Below are 26,582 nucleotides of genomic sequence, written 5' to 3'. Positions count from 1 at the left end.
ATATGAATACCCAAAAGTACAAAGAAGAACTACTAAAAGAAAAGGAGAAGTTATCGAGCCTAATAAATGAAATGCAAGATAATACAGTATTTGGAGATACAAGTGAACACACTAGTGAAAAGTATACATCAGGAGAATTATCTAGTTATGATAATCATTTAGCGGATATAGGGACAGAAGTATATATGCAAGATATGCAAAATAGTTTAACGATTCATGAAAAAGGTAGATTATTTAATGTAGAAAATGCTTTAAATAAAATAGAGAATGGAACTTATGGAATATGTGATATATGCAAAAATAATATTGAGGCTGATAGATTAGATATACTACCAGAAACAAATTTATGTAGCAACTGTGCAAAACATCAACCAGATATGCATCTAACTAGTAGAGAAGAAGGTCAAAATTTAATAAATGAAGGTCCTACATTTTATGATGAAGTATTATTAAAATTATATGAAATGAACAAAATGCCAAAGGAAGAGTCTGATAAAGACTAATATATGATGAAAAAAATACTATATGTTATTTGTATATCTGCAATTTTTATATTTGGTATGTTTAAGCTAGAAAATATAAATACAATAGAAGCTAATAATTTAGTTAGTGATAATTTTAAAGAATATGAAGATATAATAATAAAAAAAGGAAGAGATGATAAAAAAGTAGTAGCTTTAACCTTTGATGATGGGCCAGATGAAGATTTCACTCCTCAAATACTAGATATACTTAAAAAACACAATGTAAAAGGAACTTTCTTCGTAATAGGAGAAAAGGTAGGGTATAATGGTGATATAGTGAAAAGAGCATTTAAAGAAGGGCATGAAATTGCTAACCATACATTTACTCATATAAACGTATCTAAAAAATCTTATGATGAAATAAATAAAGAGATTATAGATACTCAAAATATAATAAAAGAAGCTATAGGTGAGTATCCAACATCATTTAGACCTCCATACAGGGCCGTATCTAAAAATATGTGTGATATAATAAAAAACAATGATATGGATATAATACTATGGTCAAATATAGATCCTAGAGATTGGTCTAACCCAGGAGTAGATTATATAGTTAACACAATTACATCAAAGGTTGAAAATGGAAATATAATACTTTTACATGATTATAATAAAGTGAGAAATAAAACCTCACAAACTATACAGGCATTAGATATGTTTATTCCTAAATTAAAAGAAAAAGGATTTGAGTTTGTTACTATACATGAGCTCAAAGATAGTCTAGATAAAGATCGTGCAACGCAAAAACAACAATAGGCTTCCAATAAGGGAGTCTTTTTTTGTATAATATAATATATATATAATTTTGGGAGGAAAAAATATTGACGTATATATTAATGATAGCTGTATTGATAGGAATAGATCAACTTTCTAAATTATGGGTATTAGGACACCTAAAAGGAATAGGTAGTATACCAATAATAGAAAATGTGTTTCATCTAACTTATGTAGAAAATAGAGGGGCAGCATTTGGAATGTTGCAAAATAATCAAATCATATTTATAATAGTTGCATTAGCAGCATCTATATTTGGATTATACTATTTAAATACTAATAAGAAATTAAATTTATTAGGGAAAGCAAGTATAATACTTATTATATCTGGAGCTATAGGCAATTTAATAGATAGAATAAGACTTGGATTTGTAGTAGATTATTTTGATTTTAGATTTATATGGGAATACGTATTTAATATTGCAGATGTGTTTGTAGTAGTAGGAACTATAATGCTATGCATATATATTTTATTTTTTGAGGAAGAAAAGCAGGTGAAGTAATGGACGAAATAAAAGAATTTTTAGTTCTTGATGAAGAAGAGGGAGATAGATTAGATGTATACCTATCTTCTCAATTAGGAGATATGTCAAGAAGTTACATCCAAAAAATAATAAAAGACAAAAAAGTTAGCGTAAATGGTAAGATTGAAAAAGCTAAATACTTAGTTAAAGAAGAGGATAAAATAGTTATAGAAATACCAGCACCAAAGTTATTAGAGGTATTACCACAAGATATACCTATTGATATAGTTTATGAAGATAGCGATGTAATGATAGTTAACAAACCTCAAAATATGGTAGTTCACCCAGCTCCAGGAAATTATGAAGGAACTTTAGTTAATGCAATACTATATCACTGTAAAGACAATTTATCATCTATAAATGGAGTAATAAGACCTGGTATAGTTCATAGAATAGATAAAGATACATCAGGGCTGTTAATGATAGCTAAAAATAATAATGCTCATAATTTTTTAGCAGAACAATTAAAAGACCATTCTATAACTAGAGAATATGAATTTATATGTCATGGAGTAGTAAAAGAAGATAAAATAACTGTAGATAAACCAATAGGAAGAAATCCTAAAGATAGACTTAAAATGGCAGTGGTTAAAGATGGAAAAAGAGCTGTTACTCATTTTGAAGTTGTTGCTAGATATGAAAACTTCACACATATGAGAGCGAGACTTGAAACAGGAAGAACTCATCAAATAAGAGTTCATGCTTTATCTATAAATCATCCACTTTTAGGAGACACTGTGTATGGTCCTAAAAATAATAAATTCAAAGTAGAAGGTCAAACATTACATGCAAAAAAGATTGGATTTATACACCCAACTACTAAAGAGTATATCGAATTTGACTCAGAATTACCTAAATATTTTAAGAATATAATTAATAAACTTAAATAGGTCTTGAAAAATATATGATATAGATATATAATATAAAAAATAAAAGAAATACCTTTAAGTGATACAGAGATATCATAAGGCAAAAGCTATATAAACATATAATATATCAAATTATATTAGTTGGTTTAATTTATTAACCGTACTTATATTTAATTAGAATATATAAGCTTCTTGTCTTGTGATAAGAAGCTTTTTTAAACAAAAAATCTTATATAATAGGAGGTCACCATGATAGAAAAGGCCCAATTAATGGATGAAAAAGCAATTGGTAGAGCTATAACAAGAATAAGCCATGAAATAATAGAAAGAAACAAAGGTATTGAAGATGTAGTTTTAGTAGGTATAAAAACTAGAGGAGTACCTATAGCTCATAGAATATCTAAAAAAATTGAACAGATAGAAGGAAAAAAAGTTAACACAGGAGAAATCGATATAACTTTATATAGAGATGATTTAAAAGAAGTAGATGTAGATCCTGTAATCAATGGTTCTAACATAGATTTTGATATAAATGATAAGAAAGTTATACTAGTTGACGATGTATTATATACTGGAAGAACTGTAAGAGGTGCGCTAGATGCACTAATGGATATTGGAAGACCAAAATCTATACAACTAGCAGTATTAGTTGATAGAGGACATAGAGAGTTACCTGTAAGAGCAGATTATGTAGGTAAAAATGTGCCAACATCAAATAAAGAAATAATATGCGTTAAGTTAGCAGAAACAGACAAAGAAGATTGTGTAACAATAAACGAATAATTAAATACACTATAATCAATATACAATAGTGCCTTTTAAATCAGTACAGAGAGACTGAAAAAGGGAGAAGTATTTCTCCCTAAAAAATTTATGGGAGGTTTTTTTATGAAAAAAACAGTAATGTCATTACAACATCTATTAGCAATGTTTGGAGCAACAGTGTTAGTTCCTATATTGACAGGATTTAATCCTGCAGTAGCAATATTTTGTGCAGGTGTAGGAACTTTAATATTCCATGCTTGTACAGGTGGAAAAGTACCAGTATTTTTAGGTTCAAGCTTTGCGTTTATACCAGTAATATTAGCAGCTAAAGAAGTTTATGGCGGAGACTTAGCTTATGCTCAAGGTGGTATAATGGTAGCGGGACTTATATATGTAATAATGTCTTTTGCAGTTAAAGCGGTAGGAATAGATAAGATAAAAAAATATTTTCCACCACAAGTAACAGGAGCTATGATAGGTGTAATAGGTCTTAACTTATTACCAACAGCATTTAATATGGCCTCATCAAACTTTTTAATAGCAATAATAACTTTAGGAATAGCATTTTGTATAAATAAGTTTGCAAAAGGATTTATAAAGCAATTAGGAATATTAATAGCAGTTATTTCAGGATATGTGATATGTTTAGCGATGGGATTAGTAGATGTATCTACAATAACACAAGCAAGTTTAGTTGAGATACCAAAGTTTACATTACCAAAGTTTAGCTTAGAAGCTATAGTAATAATAGCTCCAGTAGTTCTAGCAGTATTTATGGAACATATAGGAGATATGACTACAAATGGAGCAGTGGTTGGTAAGAATTTCATAGAAAATCCGGGATTAAATAAAACCTTGCTAGGAGATGGATTAGCAACTATGGTAGCTGGATTCTTAGGAGGTCCTGCAAATACTACGTATGGAGAAAATACAGCAGTTTTAGCTATAACTAAAAACTATGATCCTTCTTTATTAAGAAGAACAGCAGTATTTGCTATAATACTTTCTTGCATAGGTAAGTTTGGGGGATTCTTACAAAGTATACCTCAAGCAGTAATGGGTGGAATAAGTATATTATTATTCTCTATGATAACTTTTGTAGGGTTTAAAACTATAAAAGATGGAGAATGTACTCAAAATAAAAATAATATAATAATAATAGCTACGATAATGATAATAGGACTTGGAACAACTTATTTAGGAAATAAGGGTATAGTAATAGGTATACCTATTACTGAAGCTGTATCTATAACAGGGCTTAGTTTATCGGCTATAGTTGGAGTTATATTAAATAGGATATTAAATAATAGTGAATTTAAAGCAAAAGAAGATACTAAAAATGTATCTCCACAAGCTACAATAGTATAATATATAAATAAAAAGCTATAAAGTTTGAATAATCTCAAACTTTATAGCTTTTATTTTTTATAATAAATTTAAAATTTTTTATACTTAATAATAAATACTAAAAAATGAATGATATACAAATAATGATCGTATATATACGAAAAAAATTATAAAAAATAGAAAATAAAAGCAAAAGTATAGACAAATTATAATATGTATTGTAAAATAAAAACCTATTGTCGAACGAAAAATAAAAATTTAAGATTAAAGTTCAATAGCATTTAGGAGGAGTTTATGAAGTTTAAAAAGCTAATATCAATAGCAGCATCAGTAGTATTGTCAGCAACATTGCTAACTGGATGTTCATCAAAAAATGAAAAGGCAAATTCAAATCTTTCAGTAGGGATAGTGTTAGGGGAAGGAAGTATAACTGATCAATCATTTAACCAAGCTACGTGGGAAGGATTACAAAAAGCTAAAGAAGATTTTAATATAGATATAAAATACTTAGAATCACCACAAGAATCTGATTATATACAAAATATAGAGACATTAGTAGACCAAGAAACTGATTTAATAATAGGTGTTGGATACCAATTAAAAGATGCTATAAAAGAATCAGCAGAAAGTTATCCAGACCAAAAATTTGCATTAATGGATGAAACATATGACAAAATTCCAGAAAATGTTGTGCCTGTAATATTTAAAGAAGAAGAAGCAGCATACTTAACAGGAATAATAGCTGCTAAGATGACTAAGACTAATAATGTAGGATTTATAGGAGGAATGCCAACTCCAGCTATAAGTAAATATCAATATGGATACAAGTATGGAGTAGAGACTACTAACAAAGATGTAAAAGTAGCACAGCAATATGCAAACTCATTTAGTGATCAAGCAAAAGGTAAATCAATAGCTAAGCAAATGTATGCTTCAAATGTAGATACAATATTATCAGCAGCAGGGGATACAGGAACAGGTGCTATAGAAGCAGCTAGAGAAAATAATAAATATGCTATAGGTGTTGATAGAGATCAAAGTTATTTAGCTCCAGATAATGTAATAACATCTGCATTAAAGAAATTAAACGTAGCATCTTATGATTTAGCTAAATCATTAGTTGAAGGGAACTACAAAGGTGGAGAAGCTCAAGTTTATGGATTAAAAGAAGGTGCAGTAAGTATACCAGAAAATACTAACAAGCTTGTACCTCAAGAAATAATAGATTATGTAAATAAACAAGCTAAAAAAGTTATAGATGGAGAAATAAACGTTCCAAGAACAGAAAAAGAATATAATGATATGATGAAATAGATAAAAAAGCCTTATGGAAATCCATAAGGCTTTTAATATTATTAATAAAAAGTTTAGATTTAAATGTTTAAAGTTTGTTTTAATTTTCTTTTATTCTAAGCTTTGCAACAAGTTCATCTGTAGGAGTTACATACATTGTGTTGTTAGTTTCATATATTACCATACCAGGTTTTGCTCCATTAGGCTTTTTGACATTTTTCTTTTTTGTATAATCAACAGGAACTTGTGCAGACATTTTTGATTTACTAAAGTATGCAGCAAGCATAGCACCTTCATATAAAGTTGTTTCAGGTATATCTTTAGAATCAGATTTTATAATAACATGAGAACCTGGTATATTTTTAGTATGCATCCATATATCATCATTACTTGCAATCTTTAAAGTAAGATGATCATTTTGTTTATTATTTTTACCTACCAATATTTTAAATCCATCACTACTTAAAAATTCATGAGGTTTAGTTGTAAGCTTAGTTTCTTTTTTATTTTTACTAGATGATTTTAAATAACCAACTCTACCTAGCTCTTCTCTTATATCAAGTAGCTCTGCTAGGTTTTCACAATTTTCTATACTAAGCATTATATTCTCTAAATATTCTATTTCATCTTTGGTTATATCTATTTGATGAGTTATTTCTATTTTAGCAGTTTTCATCTTAGTATATTTTTTAAAGTACTTCTGAGCATTCTCAGAAGGAGTTAGATTTTTATTAAGTTTTATTTTTATAGTTTTATATTCTGGGTCGTAGAAGTTTTGAACCTCAACACTTTCCATACCTTTTTCTATCATGTAGATATATGAAGTTATAAGTTCTCCATAAATCTTGTATATATCAGCATTCTCAGATGCTATAAGTTCTTCATTTTGTTTTTTTAGTTTATTGTAAAGTCTATCTAACTTTATAGAAATACTTTTTCTTAAATCAGAAGATCTTTGATGAATTCTGTCTTTTATATCCTTAGTTTTATAGTAATATTCAATTATATAAGACATACTATCATTTTTAACAAAAGATAAATCTTTAAACATTGTTAAATCTACGCAACTAAAATCTATGATTTTATCAACACTTTCATCTACTACAACACATGGAGAATAGATATTATTTTTCATATCTTTAAATAAACCTTTAAACTCTTTATATAAAGATCTTAAATCATCAAAAGAATACTCAGATGTACTTAAATTTTCATTTATGTTTGCTCTATGACAAATTTCCTTGGAAATAACAGGGCTTATGCCTAAAAACCTAGAGTAAATAGACTTGTATAAGTTACCATCAAAAGATTCTAATTCTTTTATAAATTCATCTTCAGATATATCATCTAAAGGATTTAATTTATCTTGAGCAGGAGGTAGATTGTAAGTCATACCTGGGAGTATCTGTCTAACCCTACTTATGCTAGGAGGTATTCTCTTTGCTGAGTCTATTATTTTATTATCATTTGAATGAGTAAGTATTATATTACTGTGTCTACCCATTATTTCTATATATATATCCTTTGTAGTTTTTTCCTTCAACTCATCAAGAGACTCTACACTTATTTTTACTATTCTTTCAAAACCTACCTGAGATATATTTACTATATTACCTCCTTGTATATGTTTTCTAAAAAGCATACAAAACATAGGGGCATTTATAGGATTTTCTTTTTTATAATCCTTAGCTAAATATACCCTTGGATTTGAGGCACTAGCACTTAATACTAATTTAAAGTTCTCTTTATTGTTTCTTATATGTAAAACAACTTCATCGTTTTCAGGTTGGTATACTTTATCTATCTTACCTCCTAAAATCTTTGATTGTAGCTCGTTTACTATAGAATGTATAACTAAACCATCTAAAGCCATAATAATCGCTCCTTTCTTAGATGAACAATATATAATAATTATTACATAATATAAGTATATTGTGAATATTTATCAAAATTAATTAAAGAAAGTATATAATTAATTATAAGGGGATAAAAACAAATTTTATATCTATATAATTTCCCTTTCTTATTAATATATTGTATAATATTAAGTTAGGGATTAAATTAGAGGGGGATAGTATGGAATTTTGGAAATTACATGGGATAGGGAATGATTTTATAGTTATAGACCAAAGGTTTAATCAATATGATGAATACGAAAAAATAGCAAAAAAAGTATGTAATAGAAAATTTTCAGTAGGTGCTGATGGGCTTTTAATTGTTAAGAAATCTAACATAGCAGATGTTAAAATGTTATATTATAATTCTGATGGGTCGATAGCATCTATGTGTGGAAATGGACTTAGATGTTTTGCTAAATATGTTTATGACAATGAGATAGTATTAAAAGAAAATTTTAAAATAGAAACTCTTGATGGAATAAAAGAAGTAAATATAAACAAAGAGGATAATATAACAAGTTTAGTAAAAGTTAATATGGGAAGTGGAAGCTTCTTGTGTAAAAACATATCTATGATTCATACTATGGAAACTTTCTTAGAGCAAAAGATAAAAGTAAAAGATAAAGAATTTATAGTAAGCTCTATGTTAATGGGAGTTCCTCATACTGTTGTTTTTGTAGATGATATAAACTTAAATGATGTACATAAATATGGAAGTGAAATAGAAAAAAATAAAATGTTTTTAAAAGGCACTAATGTAAACTTTGTAAAAATTGAAGATAATAATAATATAAAAGTAGCTACTTGGGAAAGAGGATGTGGTTATACTTTAGGATGTGGTACAGGAATGACAGCATCAGCAGTTATAGGAAATTTTTTAAGAAAATTAGATAAAAATGTATATGTAACATCACAAGGTGGATGTGTAAAAATAGATATAAATGAGGACTGTATATATATGACAGGGCCTGCAGTTAAAATATGTGAAGGTATTTTGGAGGTATAATATGGCAATAAGTATGACTGGCTTTGGTAGAGGAGAATATAAAGATGATAACTATTATTTTTTAATAGAGTGTAAGACTATAAATCATAAATATGCAGATATAAATATAAGATTACCAAGAAAGATATCATTTTTAGAAGAAAAGGCAAGAAACTTAATAAAAAATTATGTAAAAAGAGGTAGAGTTGATTTATACATAAAGCTTGACGTATTAGGTAGTGAAGATGTAAACTTAAAATTCGATGAAGTATTAGCTAGTCAATATGTAGGAATATTAAATCAAATAAAAAATAAGTTTGATTTAATAGATGATATAAGCGTTATGAATATAGCTAAGTTTCCTGACATAATAAAAGCTGAAGAAAAAGAAGAAGATGAAGAATTTTTATGGGAAATGCTTAAAAAATCTTTAGAAGAAGCTTTAAGTAATTTAAAAGAAATGAGAATAGAAGAAGGTAAAAAATTAGCAGAAGATGTTATAATGAGATGTGACCTTCTTAAAAATTATATTGAAGAAATTGAAAAGTATTCATATAATGTTGTTATTGATTATAAAGAAAAATTAAATACTAGAATATCTGAGATACTAGAAAATCCTAGCATAATAGATGAAAATAGATTGGCACAAGAAGTTGCAATATATGCAGATAAAAGCAGTATAACAGAGGAAATAGTAAGATTTAAAAGTCATATAGAGCAATTAAAAAAGACTATAGTAAAAGACGAATCAATAGGAAGAAAGATAGACTTCCTAATACAAGAAATGAACAGAGAAACAAATACAATAGGATCAAAATCATCAGACTTAAATATAACTAATTTAGTAGTAGAAGTTAAATCTGAATTAGAGAAAATAAGAGAGCAAATACAAAATATAGAATAAATAATAATAAAATATATAATAATGAAACTTGTATATCAGAAAGGAAGATAGTAATGCTTAAGAAAAAAGGGCTATTATTAGTTGTATCTGGTCCATCAGGAGCTGGTAAAGGTACAATATGCAAAGAGCTACTAAACAAAAATCACGATATAAAATTATCGGTATCAGCAACAACTAGAAAGCCAAGAAATGGCGAAGTTGATGGAGTTAATTACTTCTTTTTAGAAAAAGAAAAATTCCAAACGATGATAAATAATGGTGAATTTTTAGAGTATGCTCAAATTTATGACAATTTTTATGGTACACCAAAGGCTGCTATAATAGAATCTTTAGAAAATGGACAAGATGTCATATTAGAGATAGAAATGCAAGGAGCTAAGCAAATAAAAGATGTATATCCAGAGGGTGTATTTATATTTGTATTACCGCCATCTCTTGAAGAATTAAAAAATAGAATAGTTGGAAGAGGAACAGAAACAGAAGAAGAAATACACAAAAGATTTAGTTGTGCATTTGAAGAAATAAACAAAATATCTGATTACGACTATTTTGTAGTGAATAAAGATGTAAATACATCAGTAAAAGAATTAGAAAGTATAATATTAGCGGAAAAAAATAAAGTTAATAGATATAAAAATAATATAATAGCAAAATTCAAGGAGGAATTATAAAATGTTAAAACCATCAATAAATGAAGTATTAAACAAAATAGACAACAGATATTATTTAGTTGGAACAGTAGCAAAAAGAGCTAGAGAAATAATAGACGGTGCTGAGCCTATAACAACTACAAAAACTAGAGATAACAAACCTGTAACTATAGCGACTCAAGAAGTTGCTGATGGTAAAATAAGCTATAGATTATTAACTCAAGAAGAAATAGATTTAAATGAAGCTGAAAAGCACTTAGAACAAAAAATTACAGAAGAGGAGTAATTCTTATGTTAAAAGGTAAAACTGTTGTACTAGGAGTAAGTGGAGGAATAGCTGTATACAAATCATTAGATGTAGTAAGTAGACTTAGAAAATTAGGTGTAAATGTTCATGTTATAATGACTAAAGCTGCTACTGAATTTGTAACTCCATTATCATTTCAATCATTAAGCCAAAACTATGTAGTTTGTGATATGTTTGAAGAACCAAAAACTTGGGATGTAGAGCATGTATCACTAGCTAAAAAAGCAGATGTATTTTTAATAGCACCTGCAACTGCTAACTTCATAGGTAAAATGGCTAATGGCATAGCTGATGACATGCTTACAACAACAGTTATGGCTACTAAGGCAAAAGTATTAATAGCACCTGCTATGAATACTAATATGTATGAAAATCCTGTACTTCAAAGAAATATAAAAATATTAAAGGAACTAGGTTGTAATTTTGTAGATCCAGAAAGTGGAAGACTTGCTTGTGGAGATACTGGAAAAGGTAAGTTAGCATCACCAGAGGTAATAGTAAATGAAGTAGTTAATTTACTTACACAAAAGCAAGATTTAATTGGTAAAAATATAATAGTTACTGCTGGACCTACAGTAGAAAGCATAGATCCAATGAGATTTATAAGCAATAGATCTACAGGTAAGATGGGATATGCAATTGCAACTCAAGCAGCAAATAGAGGTGCTAATGTAACTTTAATATCAGGACAAACTAATCTAGAAGTTCCTAAAAATATAAAAAAGCTTATAAAAATAGAAAGTGCTGAGGATATGTATAATGCAGTTTTAGAAAACTTAGATGATAATCAAGTTGTAATAAAAAGTGCAGCAGTAGCAGATTATAAGCCTAAAAACTATTCTAATAAGAAAATAAAAAAATCTGATGATGATTTATCTATAGAATTAGAAAGAAATAAAGATATAGCTTATGAAATAGGCAAGATAAAAAAAGATAAAATACTAGTTGGATTTGCAGCAGAAACTAATGACCTTATAGAAAATGCTAAAGGTAAAATAAAGAAAAAGAATCTAGATTTTATTGTAGCTAATGATTTAACTAAAAAAGGCGCTGGATTTGGTGTAGATACTAATATAGTTAAGATTATAGATAAAGATGGAAATATTACAGAATATCCAAAAATGAAAAAAGAAGAAGTGGCAGATGTTATATTAGATAATGTCAATAAGTTACTACAAAGATAAGCATCTATTAATTTAGATGCTTTTATTTTTAGCAAGAGGTATAATTGAGTAAATAGCTATTAAAAAGGACATAATCTAGTTAATACGAGTAGGAGATAGATGTTTTATAATGGAAAAGTATGCGAAATTAGTAGTAAGAAGCAATACTATACATACAGACAATTTATTTACATACAAATTTTCAAATCTTTTAATAGATGATTTAAAAGTAGGTCATAGAGTTTTAGTTCCTTTTGGTAGAGGAAATAAACCTACAGAAGCCTTTGTCTTTGAGATAAATAATAAAGTAGAAGATAACATAAGGTTAAAAGAAATTATAGATGTATTAGATAAAGAGCCTATATTTTCAAAAGAAGATTTAGAATTGGTAAAATGGATGAAAAATAGATATCTGTGCACATATATAGATTGTATAAACTTAATATATCCAAAAGGATATAAGTTAAATAATTATAAAGTTGCAGTTTTAAATAGCGATATAAGAAATTTAGACCAATTAGAAATAAAAGGTGTAATTAGTTCATTAAATGAAGATGAGCAGATAGTAGTAAATTCTATACTAGATAACAAAGGAAAGATAAAAATAGATAAATTAAAGTCTATAAATAATATAAATAATATACTTTACAGACTTAATAAAAAAAATATAATAGATATTTTATGGGAATATAAAGATCATAAAAATGAAAAGAAAATATGCTATGTATCATTAGCTATTGATAGTGATTATATAGATGAATATATAAAAAACAATAAGATAGCCCTAGGAAGTAAGCAAAAAGAAGTTATAAACTTTTTAAAGTACAATGATAATAGTGAAATAAATGATATAATGGAATTGTTAAATGCATCTAAAAAAAGCATAACATCATTATATGATAAGAATTTAATTAATTTAGAAATAAGAGATTATTATAGAAGGCCTAAAGATATATATAGCACGGACTATAAAGATATAAAATTAAATAAAGAGCAATTATATGCTGTTAATAAAATAACATCAGAGATGTTTGAAGAAAATAAAAAACCTTACATGATTCATGGTGTAACAGGTAGTGGTAAGACAGAAGTATATATGGAAGTTATAGATTATGCACTAAATCAAGGTTTAGATAGTATATTTTTAGTACCAGAGATATCTCTAACTCCACAAACTATAGATAGATTAAAAAATAGGTTTGGAGATATAGTAGGAGTATTTCATAGTCAATTATCAGAAGGTCAAAAACATGATGTGTATAAAGCTATAAAAGCAGGCAAAATAAGAATATTAATAGGTGCAAGATCTGCATTATTTGCTCCATTTAAAAACTTAGGTGTAATAATAATAGATGAATTTCATGAGTCTTCATATAAGTCAGAGAAAAACCCTAAATTTAGCACTATAGAAGTTGCTAGGTATATGTCGCACAAGGAAAATGTATCGTTGATATTAGGTTCTGCAACTCCATCTGTTGAAGAATACTATAAAGCTTGCAATAAAGAGTATGAATTAATAGAAATAAAATCTAGAGCGAATAAAAGACCGCTTCCAAAAATTGAAGTTGTAGATATGAAATCAGAACTAAATAATGGAAATAAGAGTATATTTAGCATGAGACTACAACAAGAAATAGAAACTGCTATTAAAAATAATAATCAGGTAATATTATTTTTAAATAGAAGAGGTTATGCAAGTTTTGTATCATGTAGAAATTGTAGTTACGTATTTCAATGTGAAAATTGTGATATATCATTAACTTATCATAAAAGAAACAATATAGGAAGATGCCATTATTGTGGATATGAAAAAGAAATACCTCATGAATGTCCAGAGTGTGGAAGCAACTATGTAAAACCTTTTGGTATAGGAACTCAAAAGATAGAGGAAGAGTTAAAAAATATATTCAAAGATGCAAAAATTCTTAGAATGGATAAAGATACTACCTCTAAAAAAGGTTCATTAGAAGAAATACTTAATAAATTTAAAAATAAAGAAGCAGACATATTAATAGGAACACAGATGTTGAGTAAGGGATTAGACTTTGACAATGTAACCTTAGTAGGAATATTATCAGCAGATATGATATTGAATTTTCCGGATTTTAAAAGTTTTGAAACTACATTTCAGTTAGTAACTCAAGTTTCAGGACGGGCAGGAAGATCTGATAAGGAAGGTAAGGTTATTCTTCAAACTTATGATACAGATCACTATGCTATAAGAAGAGCCATAAACTATGATTATGAAGGATTTTATGAAGATGAAATAAAAATCAGAAAAGCATTTGGATATGCTCCTTTTAACAATATGGTAAGTGTTGTAATAAGCGGTGAAAATGAACATATAGTAAAGCAAAATGCTAAGAATATGTATGATTCAATTATTTATCTTCTCAAATCTAGGGGTATAAATAATTTTGATTTCATATTAGGTCCAAATCCATGTTCAATATCAAAAATAAATCAAAATTATAGATGGCAGATATTATTTAAGGATGAGGATATTGAAATAAATCTATTAAAAGGTATAATAAAATATATATGTATAACAAAACGAGACGTAGTGTTTAATAAAGAGGTTAATGTATCCATAGATATTAATCCAAACAACATATTATAAAATATAGGAGGAAACAAAAATGGCGTTAAGAGAAATAGTTCAAATAGGAGACCCTATTTTAAGAAAAAAAGCAAAAAAGGTAGAAAAAATAGATGATAGATTAATACAATTATTAGATGATATGGCAGAAACAATGTATCATGCAGATGGTGTAGGTCTTGCTGCACCTCAAGTAGGAGTATTAAAGAGAGTCGCTGTTATAGATATCGGTGATGGTATAATAGAACTTATAAATCCAGAAATAATAGAAACTTCTGGAGAGCAATTAGGAGATGAAGGATGCTTAAGTGTTATAGGTGAATGTGGAGCTGTAAATAGACCATATTATGTAACAGTAAGAGCATTTAATAGACAAGGTCAATATGTTGAAATAAAGGCTGAAGAATTTTTAGCAAGAGCATTTTGCCATGAAATAGACCATTTAGATGGTGTATTATTTGTAGACAAAGTACAAAAGTAGTAGGAGATGATTAAATGAGGATAGTATTTATGGGTACACCTGAGATTGCTCTTGGGTGTTTACAAAAAATAATAGATGAAAAACATGAAGTAATAGGTGTGGTAACTCAACCAGATAAACCTCAAAATAGAGGTAAAAAGCTTGGAATGCCTCCTGTTAAAGAGCTTGCACTTAAATATGATATACCAGTATATCAACCATTAAAGGCAAGAGATGAAGAGTTTGTAAATGTATTAAAGGAATTAAATCCAGATGTAATAGTAGTTGTAGCTTATGGACAAATACTTCCTAAATCTATATTAGATATTCCTAAGTTTGGTTGTATAAATGTCCATGTTTCTTTACTTCCAAAATATAGAGGAGCGGCACCTATAAACTGGGTAATAATAAATGGTGAAGAAAAAACAGGAGTTACTACTATGTATATGGACGAAGGTCTAGATACTGGAGATATGATACTACAAAAAGAGTTTGCATTAGATAATGAAATAACAGCAGGAGAGCTTCATGATAAGATGATGGTTGTTGGAGCAGAAACTTTAAAAGAAACTTTAGACTTAATTGAAAAAGGGTGTGCACCAAGAACTAAGCAAAATCATGATGAGTTTAGTTATGCACCTATGATGGATAAGTCTTTAGGAAATATAGATTTTAATAAAAGTGCAAAAGATATACATAACCTTGTAAGAGGGGTTAATCCATGGCCAAGTGCATATACAACTTATGATGGAAAGACTATGAAAGTATGGAAGACGAAAGTACTAAATGAGGAAAGTCAAAAATCACCTGGAACTATATTAAGCGTTGATAAAGATGGTATAAAAGTAAGCACTTTAGATAAAGTAATATTACTTGAAGAAATACAAATGCCAGGAAAGAAAAGAGTTTTAGTTTCTGAATATATAAAGGGAAACAGTATAGATACTTCAAAAATATTAGGCTAGGTAAATAAAATGGTAGAATCAAAAAAGTATATGACGGCCATAGGTATATTATTAGCAATTCTTTTGACTATAGGTTTACTTGTTAACTTTTTTATATCTACTTTAGCAGGTGTATTTGCTATAATAACAGATATACTAATATTATTAGCATCGATAGTAATAATATTTTCTATAGTAGTTACAAATAATATTATAAGGGATAAAGATGTAGACTCATCTTTAATGAAGGTTAACTTTAAAATTGTATCATTTTTATTTCCTATAATAACTATTATTGCAGAATTTGTTAATATACCAAAAAATGAAATAAGAAAGGTATATATAAAGTTAAATAATAAATATATATATAGTAATAGTTATAACTTAAAGCCAGAAGAAATATTAATATTAATACCTCATTGTGTTCAAAGAAATAGCTGTAAGTTAAAAGTTACTAACAAAATAGAAAACTGTGCAACTTGTGGTTTGTGTAATATAGGAGATTTAGTAAAATTAAAAGAAAAAACAAATGTAAATATATTTGTAGCTACAGGGGGAACACTAGCCAGAAAAATAATAATGGATAACAGACCCAAAGCTGTTATAGCAGTAGCTTGTGAAAGGGACTTAACAGCTGGAGTACAAGATATGAGACATGTACCCGTTTTAGGTGTATTTAATAAAAGACCTAATGGACCTTGTGTAGATACTAATATAGATATAAATGAAGTTGAAGAAGCTATAAAATTTTTTACAGAGAAAATATATAGCGTATCTTTATAAGAATCTATATTAAATTAAGATAGGAGTGTTTTATATGTTTTATCCATATGGATATGGGTATGGTTTTTTTGACCCTACAATTATGATATTAATTCCAGCGATACTTTTTACTATTTATGCTCAATTTAAAGTAAGTAGTACTACTAGTAAGTATCTGAGAGTGAATTCAAGTAAAGGTTATACTGGAGAACAAGTAGCAAGAACAATATTAAATTCTAATGGATTAAATAACGTATCTATAGAAATGGTTACAGGGCATTTAACTGACCATTATGATCCAAGAAGTAATACTGTTAGATTATCACAAGATATATATTACGGAACATCTATAACATCTATATCAGTTGCAGCACATGAATGTGGCCATGCAATACAGCATGCTAAAGGATATGTACCACTTAATTTTAGAAGTGCTTTAGTTCCTATAGTTAATTTTTCATCTAATATATCTTGGTTATTAATTGCTTTAGGATTTATAATGAGGGGACCATTTTTAGAAATAGGAATAATACTATTTGCAGCATCAGTCTTATTCCAAATAGTAACATTACCAGTTGAATTTAATGCATCAAGTAGAGCTATAGTTCAGCTTAATAATCTAGGAATAGTAGACAAAAGAGAATCTAATCAAAGTAGAAAGGTTCTTACAGCAGCAGCATTAACTTATGTAGCTGCAGCATTAACTTCAGTTTTACAACTACTTAGATTATTAGCAATAGCAAACAGAGATAATGATTAAAGGAGATTGTCCTAGGGTTTCTAGGACTTTTTCTGTTTAAATTAAGGAGAAATAGCATGAAGGCAAGAGAAATAGCATATAAGGTACTTTTAGATATTGAGGAGAATAATAATTATTCTAATACATCAATAAATAAACATTTTAAGAAAATCGAAATGACTAATCAAGATAGAGGTCTTGCTACAGAATTAATATATGGTGTAATAGAAAATCAATATTATTTAGATTATATAATAAATAAACTTTCTAAGATAAAGACACAAAAGATGTCAACTTGTGTTAAAATATTGCTAAGATTAGGTGTATATCAGATAGCATTTTTAGATAGTATATCTGATTATGCAGCTGTTAATGAGACCGTAAATTTAGTCAAAAAATATGATAAAAGATCATCAGGATTTGTAAATGCAATACTTAGAAATATAATAAGAAAAAAGGAAGAGATTTTAAAAGTAGATATAGATGATAACATAATGTATTTATCTACTAAATACTCTTATAGTCCATGGATGATAAAAAACTGGATTAAAAACTTTGGAGAAGAATTCACAAAAGATTTATTAGATTCTAATAATGAAAAGCCAAATTTATACTTAAGAGTTAACACTTTAAAAATTAACAGAGATGAACTTATAGAAAAGCTAAATAATATAGGTGTAAAAGCTTATAAAGTAAACCTTATAGAAGAAGCTATAAGAGTGGAAAACTTTAAAAATATAGAAAATAATGAATTGTTTAAAGAAGGATTATTTACAGTTCAAGATATAAGTTCAATGTTAGTTGGAAAAGTAGTTAATCCTAAAAAAAATTCATTAGTACTTGATATGTGTAGTGCACCAGGTGGAAAAACTACTCATTTAGCGACTCTTATGAATAATACTGGAGAAGTTTTGGCCAGAGATATATTTGAACATAAATTAAAACTTATAACATCAACAGTAAATAGATTAGATCTTAAAAATGTAGTTGTAGAAAAATTTGACTCATCTAAAGTAGATGAAAAAAGTATAAATAAATTTGACTATGTATTAGCAGATGTACCATGTTCAGGACTTGGAATAATAAAAAGAAAACCAGAAATAAAATATAAAACAAAGGCAGAACTAAAAGATTTACCTTTAATACAAAAAACTATATTAGAAAATGCATCTAAGTATGTTAAGAAAGATGGAATACTTGTATATAGTACTTGTACTATAGAAGATACTGAGAATATAAATATAATAAATGAGTTTATAAAGACTAACAATGATTTTGAATTAGTACCTATAGATGAAGTGAATGTAGACTTAGATAACCAAGATAAAGGATATTTAAAAATATATCCTAACATACATGGAATGGATGGTTTCTTTATAGCAAAATTAAGAAAAGTAAGGTAGTGATAAAATATGAATCAAGATAAAGTTGCATTAAAAAACTTTACAGAAGAAGAGCTAAAAGAGTTTATGAAAACTATAGGAGAAAAAGCTTTTAGAGGAAGTCAAGTTTACTCTTGGATATACAAGGGTGCTAAGACTTTTGATGATATGAATAATATTCCAAAAAGCTTAAGAGAAAAATTAGCTGAAGTATCCTATATAGGAAATATAGAAATCGAATTGAAATTAGAATCAAAGATTGATAAAACTAAAAAGTATTTATTTTTATTAAACGATGGTAATATAATAGAAACTGTAATGATGGATTATGATGATAGAGTTACAGTTTGTATATCAAATCAAGTAGGATGTAGAATGGGATGTAAGTTTTGTGCATCTACTATAGATGGGCTTTTAAGAAATTTAGAGCCTTGGGAAATCTTAGATCAAATACTAAAAATACAAGAAGATACAGGTAAAAGAGTATCAAATCTTGTTTTAATGGGAAGTGGTGAACCACTAGATAACTTTGAAAATACTAAGAAGTTTTTAGAAATAGTAAATGATAAAAATGGTTTAAATATAGGTTATAGACATATAACTTTATCAACTTGTGGTATAGCACCAAAAATGAGAGAACTTGCAGATTTAGAGATACCTATAAACCTTGCTTTATCACTTCACTCTCCATATGATGAAAAAAGAAAAGAAATTATGCCAATAGCAAATGCATATCCTATAAAGGAGATACTAGATGCTTGCAAGTATTATATAAAAAAGACTAATAGAAGGGTTACCCTAGAGTACTCTCTTATAAAAGGTGTAAATGATTCGCCAAATGAAGCAAATGAACTAATAAAGTTACTAAAGGGCATGTTATGTCATGTTAACTTAATACCTATAAACAATGTAGAAGAAAGAGACTTTAAACGTCCAGATAAGTCTCATATATACAAGTTTAAAGATATATTAGAAAAAAATAATATACCAGCTACAGTTAGAATATCTATGGGCTCTGATATTGGTGGAGCTTGTGGACAATTAAGAAGAAAGCATAAGTAGCTTTAGGGGGGAAGTCTAATGATTTATAGTTGTGACTCAGACATAGGCCTAGTTAGGAAAAATAACGAAGATTATTGTATGGGTGAAATTATAAAAACGGATTCTGCTGATATAGGCATATTTGCCCTAGCAGATGGAATGGGTGGACATAAAAAAGGAGAAGTTGCAAGTAAGCTAGCAGTAGATAATATAATGTTTTTCTTAAAGGAAAACTTATTACAAAATAATAACATCAAAATAGACTATATAGATGATATAATAAAACAAGCTTATAATGAAGTGAACTCCATAATATATAAAAAGTCTATAAGTGGTGAAGAATATTCAGGCATGGGGACTACTTTAACAACGGCTATACTATATAAAAATAAGTTATATGTAGCTAATGTTGGAGATAGTAGATGTTATTTATTAAGTAAAAATGAATTTAAAAAAGTTACAATGGATCATTCTGTAGTTGAAGAGCTAATAAAGGCAAACATCATAACAGAGGAAGAAGCAAAAAATCATCCTAGAAGAAATCATATAACAAGAGCTATGGGAAGTGAAGAAATAGTTATTGTCGATATATTTAAGCATGAAATAGATAGAGGAGATAAGATTCTTTTATGTAGTGATGGTTTAACAGGATTTGTTGATAATGAAAGTATTGAAGAGATTATGATGAAAGACATTGAAGTCAAAGAGATAAGTGATGAGTTAATAAATAAAGCAAACAGCATGTCTGGAAGGGACAATATATCTGTTATAGTAATAGAGGATAAATAGGATGGTGATAAAGTGGGAGAGACTGTTTTAGGTAATAGATATGAAATTATTAGGAAAATTGGCGATGGAGGAATGGCTTTTGTATATGAAGCTAAAGATAGACTTTTAAACAGAACTGTGGCTGTAAAAGTTTTAAGACCTGAATTTGTTGATGATGAGGAATTCTTAGGCAAATTTAAAAGAGAAGCAGAAGCTGTAGCTAGTTTATCGCACCCTAATATAGTAAATGTATATGACGTAGGAGAAGATGGAAAAGTTCATTACATAGTAATGGAATTTATAGATGGACAAAACTTAAAAGAAATAATAAAAAATGAAGGTGTGTTAGACGAATATACTGCACTTGATATAACAAAACAAATAGCTATGGCACTTAGTGCAGCACATAGAAAAGGTATTATTCATAGAGATATAAAACCTCACAATATACTTATATCAAATGAAGGTAGAATAGTTAAAGTAGCAGACTTTGGTATAGCTAAGGCTGTATCTAATTCTACTATGACAAACATTGGAAGTATAATAGGTTCTGTACATTATTTTTCACCAGAACAAGCTAAAGGTAAGTTTGTAACTAGTAATGCAGATCTTTACTCTTTAGGAATAGTATTATATGAAATGTTAATAGGTAAGGTACCATTTAGAGGAGATAGTCCTATATCAATAGCACTTCAACATATAAATGATAATTTAGATTTCACTCAAGAGGAGAAAGTTAGAATTCCTCAAAGTGTAAGAACTATTATAAAAAAGCTAACAGAAAAATCTAGTGCTGATAGATATCAAAGTGCAGAAGAATTGATAGAAGATATTGAGTATATAGAAAAGAATATAGATTTAGATTTTATAAAAGAATATGATAACTATGCTACTCAAAAGATAGAAGATAGGGAATTAAGAAACTCTATGGTTAATGTTGGTGATAATCAAGAAGAAGCATATGATGATGAATATGATGATTATGAAGACGAAGACGAGTATGAAGACCCTAAGCAAAATAGAAATGATAAAAAGAAATCTAAGGCTTCAAATAGAAGAAAAAAAGAAGTAAAAGAAGACAGCCCTTTAATGAAAAAAGTACTTGTAGTTGCAGCGGTAATATTGATAATAATATTAGGTGCTCAAGTTTATCTAGCAGGAAAATATTTATTAGGATCTAGTAGTAATCAAACAGGAGTAGAGACAGTGATTACTCCTGATGTTAAAAATATGAGCTTAGATGAAGCTCAAAGAAAGCTAGATGATTTAGGATTAAATGTAACAATAAAAGAAGAATATGATACAAATGTAGAAGCTAACCATGTAATATCTCAAATGCCGGAAGCTGGAAAAGAAGTAAAAGAAGGAGATTCTGTAACTATCGTTTTAAGCAAAGGTAAAAAACAAGCACAAGTTCCAAATGTAGTTGGACTTAGCTTAATAGAAGCAGAGAGTGTACTAAAAGAAAATAATTTAGTTTTAGGCAATGTTAAGCAAGAGTTTAGCGAAAGCTTTAAAGAAGGAAATATAATTAGACAGACACCTCAATCAGGGACATCTATTTCAGGGAATGGAGAAGCGGTTGATGTAGTGGTAAGTAAGGGACCTAAGCCAGTAGCACCACCTGAAGAAAATAAAAAAGAGGAAAGTGATAATACACAAACTCCTCCAGTAGTTACACCAGACGAAAATCAAAACACTAAACCAGAGACAGGTAATGGTTCAAATAATTCTGGAAATAGTCAAGGTAACTCAGGGGAATCAGGTAATACTACTCCAGAAAAACCAGGGGATAATGCTGGTGGTAATACTGGAGGAAACACAGGTGGAAATTCATCTAGTGGAGAAAATTCAAACAATGGAGGAAGTAATCCTTCTCAAGGTGGAGGAAATAACACTGGTACTGAAGGAAGTGGAAATACTACACAATCACAAGAATAAATTAGTTAAACAAAAAAGTCCAACTTAATAAGTTGGGCTTTTATTTTAATAAATATTAATGATATTTTAAGTAATAAAAAATAAATATAGGTTAATTGTTAACTTATTATGATATTATATAAAAATAGGAAAGAATAATTATGCTAGAAAAATTAGAGGAGGAAATAGATGTTAGATGGAAAAATTGTAAAAGGAATAGGGGGATTTTATTACATAGACACTGAAAATGGGATATATGAATGTAAAGCTAGAGGAATATTTAGAAAGCAAAAGATAACACCTTTAGTTGGGGATAGAGTAAAAATAAATATAGTAGATGAAGAGGATAAAAAGGGTGTAATAGAGGAAATAGACAAAAGAGATACAGAACTTATAAGACCACCTATAGCAAACGTAGACAAAGCACTTATAGTATTTGCTATAAAAAATCCTAAGCCTAATTTATCGTTATTAGATAGATTTATAGTATTGGCTGAAAAGGAAAACCTAGATATAGTCATAGTTTTAACTAAAGTAGATTTAGATGAAGATGGAGATTTAGTAGAAGAGCTAAAAAATATATATGAAATAAGTGGATATAAAGTAATACCAGTTAGCAATAAAACTAAATTAAATATAGATAAGATAAAAGAAGAATTAAATGGAAATGTAGTAGTATTCGCAGGTCCATCTGGGGTAGGTAAGTCAAGTCTATTAAATGAAATAGATAAAAACTTTGAGTTACAAACTGGTGAAGTAAGTGATAAAATAAAAAGAGGTAAGCATACAACAAGACATGCAGAACTTTTAAAACTAGAGTGTGGAGGAATGGTAGCAGATACACCTGGATTTAGTTCTCTAACTCTTGATGATATAGAAGAAAGTGAACTTAAAGAATATTTTATAGAATTTGATGAGTTTGATGACTGTAGATTTGGTTTTAGATGTATACATGAAAATGAACCAAGTTGTGCAGTTAAAGAAGCTGTTAGTGAAGGAAAAATATCTAAAAAAAGATATGATAGCTATATACAATTATTAAATGAAATAAGACAAGGGAAGAGGAGATATTAAAATGATTAAATTAGCACCGTCAATATTATCAGCAGATTTTGCAAGACTATTAGAAGATGTAAAAAAAGTAGAAAGTGCAGGATGTGAATACCTTCATATCGATGTTATGGATGGACATTTTGTTCCAAATATAACTTTAGGGCCAGGTCTTGTTAAGTCCCTTAGAAAAGATGTAAATATGGTATTTGATGCACATCTAATGATAGAAAATCCAGATAATTATATAAAGGATTTTGTAGATGCAGGTTGTGATTTAATAGTTGTTCATCAAGAAGCATGTAAACACTTACACAGAACTATACAAAATATAAAATCGTACAATGTAAAAGCTGGAGTTGCACTAAACCCAGCAACACCAATAGAAACTATAAAACATGTAATAGAAGATGTAGATATGGTACTTATAATGACTGTCAATCCAGGATTTGGTGGGCAATCATTTATAGAGGGTATGATACCTAAAATAGAAGAATTAAAAAAACTAATAGATGATAGAAATTTAAATATAGACATACAAGTTGATGGAGGAATAAAGCCTACCAATGTAGATAAAGTTGTTAAGGCTGGGGCTAATATAATAGTTGCGGGTTCTGCAATATTTAATAGTGATGATATAGTAAAAACAGTAAATTTATTTAGAGAAAATGCTAGTTTATAGGTATAAAAATTGAAAAAAGCTTGCATTATACTAAATGGAAAATCAGAGAACTACAATAATATTAAAGAAATATTAGCCAAAAATAAGTACGACTATATAATATGTGCAGATGGAGGAGCAAATCATATCTACAACATGGATATAGTTCCAGATTATATAATAGGGGATTTAGATTCTGTAGATAGTAGTATAGTCAATTATTATAAGAACCTAAATGTAAAGTTTGAAAGGTTTCCTTCGAAAAAAAATGAAACAGATACGGAGTTGTGTATTTATCTAGCTAAAAATCTTAAAGTAAAGGAAATTGATTTTTATTTTGCTTTGGGAGGAAGAATAGATCATACTATTGCAAATATAAACTTATTGTACTTTGTAAAAAGTATAGGAATGATACCTACTATAATAAGTGAAAAAGAGATAATACAGATAGCTATAAATGAAGAAATAGAAATTAAAGGAAATATAGGAGATACTGTATCAGTAATACCTTTAAGTGGTGATGCAAAAGGAGTTACCCTTACTAATTTTGAATATCCCTTAGAGGAATATGATATGAAGTTTTATTTGCCATTAGGAATATCTAATGTAATGTTAGAAAATAAATGTAGAGTAAAAGTAAATGAAGGTAGTTTAATTGCTATTAGAAATATATAAAAGATGACGAAAGTCATCTTTTTTGTGTAATAATACTAAACTAATATTATTTATGAGCTAAAAAATATAAATCTATATAAACTTAAAATATTTAAATTGTATAAAAGGATTATAAAACACATAAGTCAAATATAGTAATAATTATAATTTTGGAGGGGTTTTATGGATAATAAGGTAGCGGTTATATATAAATCTAAATATGGAAGTACTAAAAAATATTCTGGATGGATAGCAATGAGGCTAAATGCCGATTTATATGAAGTTAGTGATATTAGAAATAAGGATTTAAAAGAATATAACACTATAATATATGGTGGAGGAATATATGCAAGCAAAATAAATGGAATAAGTTTTATAGAGAAAAACTTTCATAATATAAAAGATAAAAGAGTAATAATATTTACTGTAGGTATGGAGTCAATTTCTGAAGAATTAAGAAAAAATCTAATAGATAAAAATTTTAGTGATGAAATAGCAAGTAATATAACTTTAGTTAATTTTAGAGGTTCAATATTCTATAATGAATTAAGTATAAAAGACAAAATCCTTATGAAGGGATTAAAGGTATATATAGATAAAAAAGATTTTAGAGATCTTACAGAAGATGATAAGTTGATTTTAGATAGTTTTAATAAACAAATAGATATGTGTGATAAAAAAAGTATAGATAAATTGATAGAACTTTTGTAAAAGATGTATTTTGAAATACGTCTTTTTATTTTGAAAAAATTTATTAATAAAAAGTGGGACAGGTCTAAATATGGACTATTTTGCATAAATTTAATATATACATAAGTTTAAATAGTAAAATAACTCAAGGAGGTGTTTTAATGAAAAATAGCTCTAAGGTGTTATTGGGAATGTTATGTTTGTCAACAGGAGGAGCAGTACTTTTATCTATGATGCTTCCGGGGTGGATTTGGACATTGCTTACAGCAGTTATTTTAATTGGATGTGGAGTTTTACTATTTTTTTATTGATACTTGAATATGCTTTATAAGTAAGCCAAATAAATAATATTATTGGGGGAATGTTAAATGAAAATGGTAACAATAAAAATGCCTAAATGGATAGCTGGAATTATATTAAAGTTTATGAAGGGAAGCAAGAAAAAGTAATTAATGTAATTACTATAATCATTAGATGAAATTATAAAAATACATATGAAATAAAAAAGCCTACTAATTAGTAGGCTTTAAAGAACAATTAAGCTCTTTCTATTTTTCCAGAACGTAAACATCTAGTACAAACTTTAACTCTCTTAGGAGTTCCATCTATTATAGCTCTAACGCTTCTTAAGTTAGCTGACCATGTTCTTCTGTTATGTCTATTTGAGTGTGATACTTGGTTTCCAGAAACCTTTCCTTTACCACATACGCTACATACCTTTGCCATTTACGTACACCTCCTTAAAATGATAACTATTTAAAGACTAAAAACATATTTATATTAACATAAATATTAAAAACGTGCAATAGAAATATATATTTGCTTAACAAATATTGAACAATGTCTTGTTATCATATAAAATTATATATATAATTTTGTATAAAGTAAATATTTAAAATAAAATATTTA

Annotated in this window: 28 protein-coding genes; 26 read left to right on the top strand and 2 right to left on the bottom strand. The window is 27.9% G+C overall.

Annotated features, from left to right (window positions below; genetic code table 11):
- Nucleotides 1-2: 2 nt before the first annotated feature.
- The 7 genes from I2H23_RS07005 to I2H23_RS06975 all read left to right on the top strand — a co-directional run bounded on the left by I2H23_RS07005 (nt 3) and on the right by I2H23_RS06975 (nt 6,117).
- Entirely contained in the window at nt 3-503 is a 501-nt protein-coding gene (locus I2H23_RS07005; RefSeq protein ID WP_166505883.1) for a TraR/DksA family transcriptional regulator, read from the top strand.
- Nucleotides 504-509: 6 nt separating this feature from the next.
- A complete protein-coding gene (locus tag I2H23_RS07000) occupies nt 510-1,280 on the top strand; it encodes a polysaccharide deacetylase family protein (protein ID WP_195581370.1) in 771 nt (256 codons plus the stop codon).
- Nucleotides 1,281-1,345: 65 nt separating this feature from the next.
- Nucleotides 1,346-1,801 carry a signal peptidase II gene (lspA, locus tag I2H23_RS06995; RefSeq protein ID WP_195581369.1) on the top strand — a complete coding sequence of 152 codons (456 nt, stop codon included), beginning with the start codon at nt 1,346-1,348 and terminating at the stop codon, nt 1,799-1,801.
- Nucleotides 1,801-2,712, top strand: coding sequence for an RluA family pseudouridine synthase (locus tag I2H23_RS06990; protein WP_195581368.1), 912 nt, complete (start codon nt 1,801-1,803; stop codon nt 2,710-2,712). Before lspA ends, I2H23_RS06990 begins: the two co-directional genes overlap by 1 nt.
- Nucleotides 2,713-2,940: 228 nt before the next feature.
- Nucleotides 2,941-3,474, top strand: a complete 534-nt coding sequence (gene pyrR, locus I2H23_RS06985; RefSeq protein ID WP_092924293.1) for a bifunctional pyr operon transcriptional regulator/uracil phosphoribosyltransferase PyrR — start codon at nt 2,941-2,943, stop codon at nt 3,472-3,474.
- Nucleotides 3,475-3,579: 105 nt separating this feature from the next.
- Nucleotides 3,580-4,824, top strand: a complete 1,245-nt coding sequence (locus I2H23_RS06980) for a uracil-xanthine permease family protein (protein WP_195581367.1) — start codon at nt 3,580-3,582, stop codon at nt 4,822-4,824.
- Nucleotides 4,825-5,097: 273 nt separating this feature from the next.
- The gene (locus tag I2H23_RS06975) at nt 5,098-6,117 is read left to right on the top strand and encodes a BMP family lipoprotein (protein WP_195581366.1); all 1,020 of its coding nucleotides are present in this window, start codon (nt 5,098-5,100) and stop codon (nt 6,115-6,117) included.
- Between the two features lie 79 nt (nt 6,118-6,196).
- Here the strand turns inward: I2H23_RS06975 and I2H23_RS06970 are convergent, their stop codons facing one another.
- Nucleotides 6,197-7,969 (bottom strand): Rqc2 family fibronectin-binding protein, encoded by a 1,773-nt coding sequence (locus I2H23_RS06970; RefSeq protein ID WP_092924300.1) that lies wholly within the window; start codon nt 7,967-7,969, stop codon nt 6,197-6,199.
- A 203-nt stretch (nt 7,970-8,172) separates the two neighbouring features.
- Here I2H23_RS06970 and dapF point away from each other — a divergent pair, with 203 nt between their 5' ends.
- The 19 genes from dapF to I2H23_RS06875 all read left to right on the top strand — a co-directional run bounded on the left by dapF (nt 8,173) and on the right by I2H23_RS06875 (nt 25,984).
- Complete coding sequence (gene dapF / locus I2H23_RS06965; protein WP_166505877.1) at nt 8,173-9,000, top strand: diaminopimelate epimerase; 828 nt, start codon at nt 8,173-8,175, stop codon at nt 8,998-9,000.
- 1 nt (nt 9,001) lies between these two features.
- Entirely contained in the window at nt 9,002-9,883 is an 882-nt protein-coding gene (locus I2H23_RS06960; RefSeq protein WP_092924306.1) for a YicC/YloC family endoribonuclease, read from the top strand.
- A 53-nt stretch (nt 9,884-9,936) separates the two neighbouring features.
- Nucleotides 9,937-10,554, top strand: a complete 618-nt coding sequence (gmk, locus tag I2H23_RS06955) for a guanylate kinase (protein WP_092924309.1) — start codon at nt 9,937-9,939, stop codon at nt 10,552-10,554.
- A 1-nt stretch (nt 10,555) separates the two neighbouring features.
- On the top strand, nt 10,556-10,819 hold the full coding sequence (gene rpoZ / locus I2H23_RS06950; protein WP_166505876.1) for a DNA-directed RNA polymerase subunit omega: 264 nt from the start codon (nt 10,556-10,558) through the stop codon (nt 10,817-10,819).
- Nucleotides 10,820-10,824: 5 nt separating this feature from the next.
- Nucleotides 10,825-12,024, top strand: coding sequence for a bifunctional phosphopantothenoylcysteine decarboxylase/phosphopantothenate--cysteine ligase CoaBC (coaBC, locus tag I2H23_RS06945; RefSeq protein ID WP_166505875.1), 1,200 nt, complete (start codon nt 10,825-10,827; stop codon nt 12,022-12,024).
- A gap of 109 nt (nt 12,025-12,133) precedes the next feature.
- Entirely contained in the window at nt 12,134-14,623 is a 2,490-nt protein-coding gene (gene priA, locus I2H23_RS06940) for a primosomal protein N' (protein ID WP_195581365.1), read from the top strand.
- A 19-nt stretch (nt 14,624-14,642) separates the two neighbouring features.
- Complete coding sequence (gene def / locus I2H23_RS06935; RefSeq protein WP_092924321.1) at nt 14,643-15,083, top strand: peptide deformylase; 441 nt, start codon at nt 14,643-14,645, stop codon at nt 15,081-15,083.
- A gap of 14 nt (nt 15,084-15,097) precedes the next feature.
- On the top strand, nt 15,098-16,027 hold the full coding sequence (fmt, locus tag I2H23_RS06930; RefSeq protein ID WP_195581364.1) for a methionyl-tRNA formyltransferase: 930 nt from the start codon (nt 15,098-15,100) through the stop codon (nt 16,025-16,027).
- A 9-nt stretch (nt 16,028-16,036) separates the two neighbouring features.
- The gene (locus I2H23_RS06925; protein WP_195581363.1) at nt 16,037-16,789 is read left to right on the top strand and encodes a DUF116 domain-containing protein; all 753 of its coding nucleotides are present in this window, start codon (nt 16,037-16,039) and stop codon (nt 16,787-16,789) included.
- 34 nt (nt 16,790-16,823) lie between these two features.
- A complete protein-coding gene (locus tag I2H23_RS06920) occupies nt 16,824-17,528 on the top strand; it encodes a zinc metallopeptidase (RefSeq protein ID WP_195581362.1) in 705 nt (234 codons plus the stop codon).
- A gap of 56 nt (nt 17,529-17,584) precedes the next feature.
- Complete coding sequence (gene rsmB / locus I2H23_RS06915) at nt 17,585-18,910, top strand: 16S rRNA (cytosine(967)-C(5))-methyltransferase RsmB (protein WP_195581361.1); 1,326 nt, start codon at nt 17,585-17,587, stop codon at nt 18,908-18,910.
- 9 nt (nt 18,911-18,919) lie between these two features.
- Nucleotides 18,920-19,951, top strand: a complete 1,032-nt coding sequence (rlmN, locus tag I2H23_RS06910) for a 23S rRNA (adenine(2503)-C(2))-methyltransferase RlmN (protein ID WP_092924337.1) — start codon at nt 18,920-18,922, stop codon at nt 19,949-19,951.
- A gap of 18 nt (nt 19,952-19,969) precedes the next feature.
- Nucleotides 19,970-20,719 carry a Stp1/IreP family PP2C-type Ser/Thr phosphatase gene (locus tag I2H23_RS06905; RefSeq protein WP_195237244.1) on the top strand — a complete coding sequence of 250 codons (750 nt, stop codon included), beginning with the start codon at nt 19,970-19,972 and terminating at the stop codon, nt 20,717-20,719.
- Between the two features lie 12 nt (nt 20,720-20,731).
- Entirely contained in the window at nt 20,732-22,639 is a 1,908-nt protein-coding gene (gene pknB / locus I2H23_RS06900) for a Stk1 family PASTA domain-containing Ser/Thr kinase (RefSeq protein ID WP_195581360.1), read from the top strand.
- Nucleotides 22,640-22,807: 168 nt separating this feature from the next.
- On the top strand, nt 22,808-23,692 hold the full coding sequence (gene rsgA, locus I2H23_RS06895; protein ID WP_092924346.1) for a ribosome small subunit-dependent GTPase A: 885 nt from the start codon (nt 22,808-22,810) through the stop codon (nt 23,690-23,692).
- 1 nt (nt 23,693) lies between these two features.
- On the top strand, nt 23,694-24,350 hold the full coding sequence (gene rpe, locus I2H23_RS06890) for a ribulose-phosphate 3-epimerase (RefSeq protein WP_166505868.1): 657 nt from the start codon (nt 23,694-23,696) through the stop codon (nt 24,348-24,350).
- Between the two features lie 9 nt (nt 24,351-24,359).
- Nucleotides 24,360-25,004 (top strand): thiamine diphosphokinase, encoded by a 645-nt coding sequence (locus I2H23_RS06885; RefSeq protein ID WP_166505867.1) that lies wholly within the window; start codon nt 24,360-24,362, stop codon nt 25,002-25,004.
- A 162-nt stretch (nt 25,005-25,166) separates the two neighbouring features.
- A complete protein-coding gene (locus I2H23_RS06880; protein WP_166505866.1) occupies nt 25,167-25,694 on the top strand; it encodes a flavodoxin domain-containing protein in 528 nt (175 codons plus the stop codon).
- Between the two features lie 140 nt (nt 25,695-25,834).
- The gene (locus tag I2H23_RS06875) at nt 25,835-25,984 is read left to right on the top strand and encodes a 2-oxoglutarate translocator (RefSeq protein WP_092924358.1); all 150 of its coding nucleotides are present in this window, start codon (nt 25,835-25,837) and stop codon (nt 25,982-25,984) included.
- A gap of 226 nt (nt 25,985-26,210) precedes the next feature.
- Here I2H23_RS06875 and rpmB read toward each other — a convergent pair whose 3' ends face one another.
- A complete protein-coding gene (gene rpmB, locus I2H23_RS06870; RefSeq protein ID WP_092924361.1) occupies nt 26,211-26,399 on the bottom strand; it encodes a 50S ribosomal protein L28 in 189 nt (62 codons plus the stop codon).
- Nucleotides 26,400-26,582: the final 183 nt, after the last annotated feature.

The sequence above is a fragment of the Romboutsia sp. BSD2780061687b_171204_C1 genome (assembly GCF_015560225.1).
Lineage (GTDB): Bacteria > Bacillota > Clostridia > Peptostreptococcales > Peptostreptococcaceae > Romboutsia_C > Romboutsia_C hominis.
This window is presented reverse-complemented; position numbering and strand designations above follow the sequence as displayed.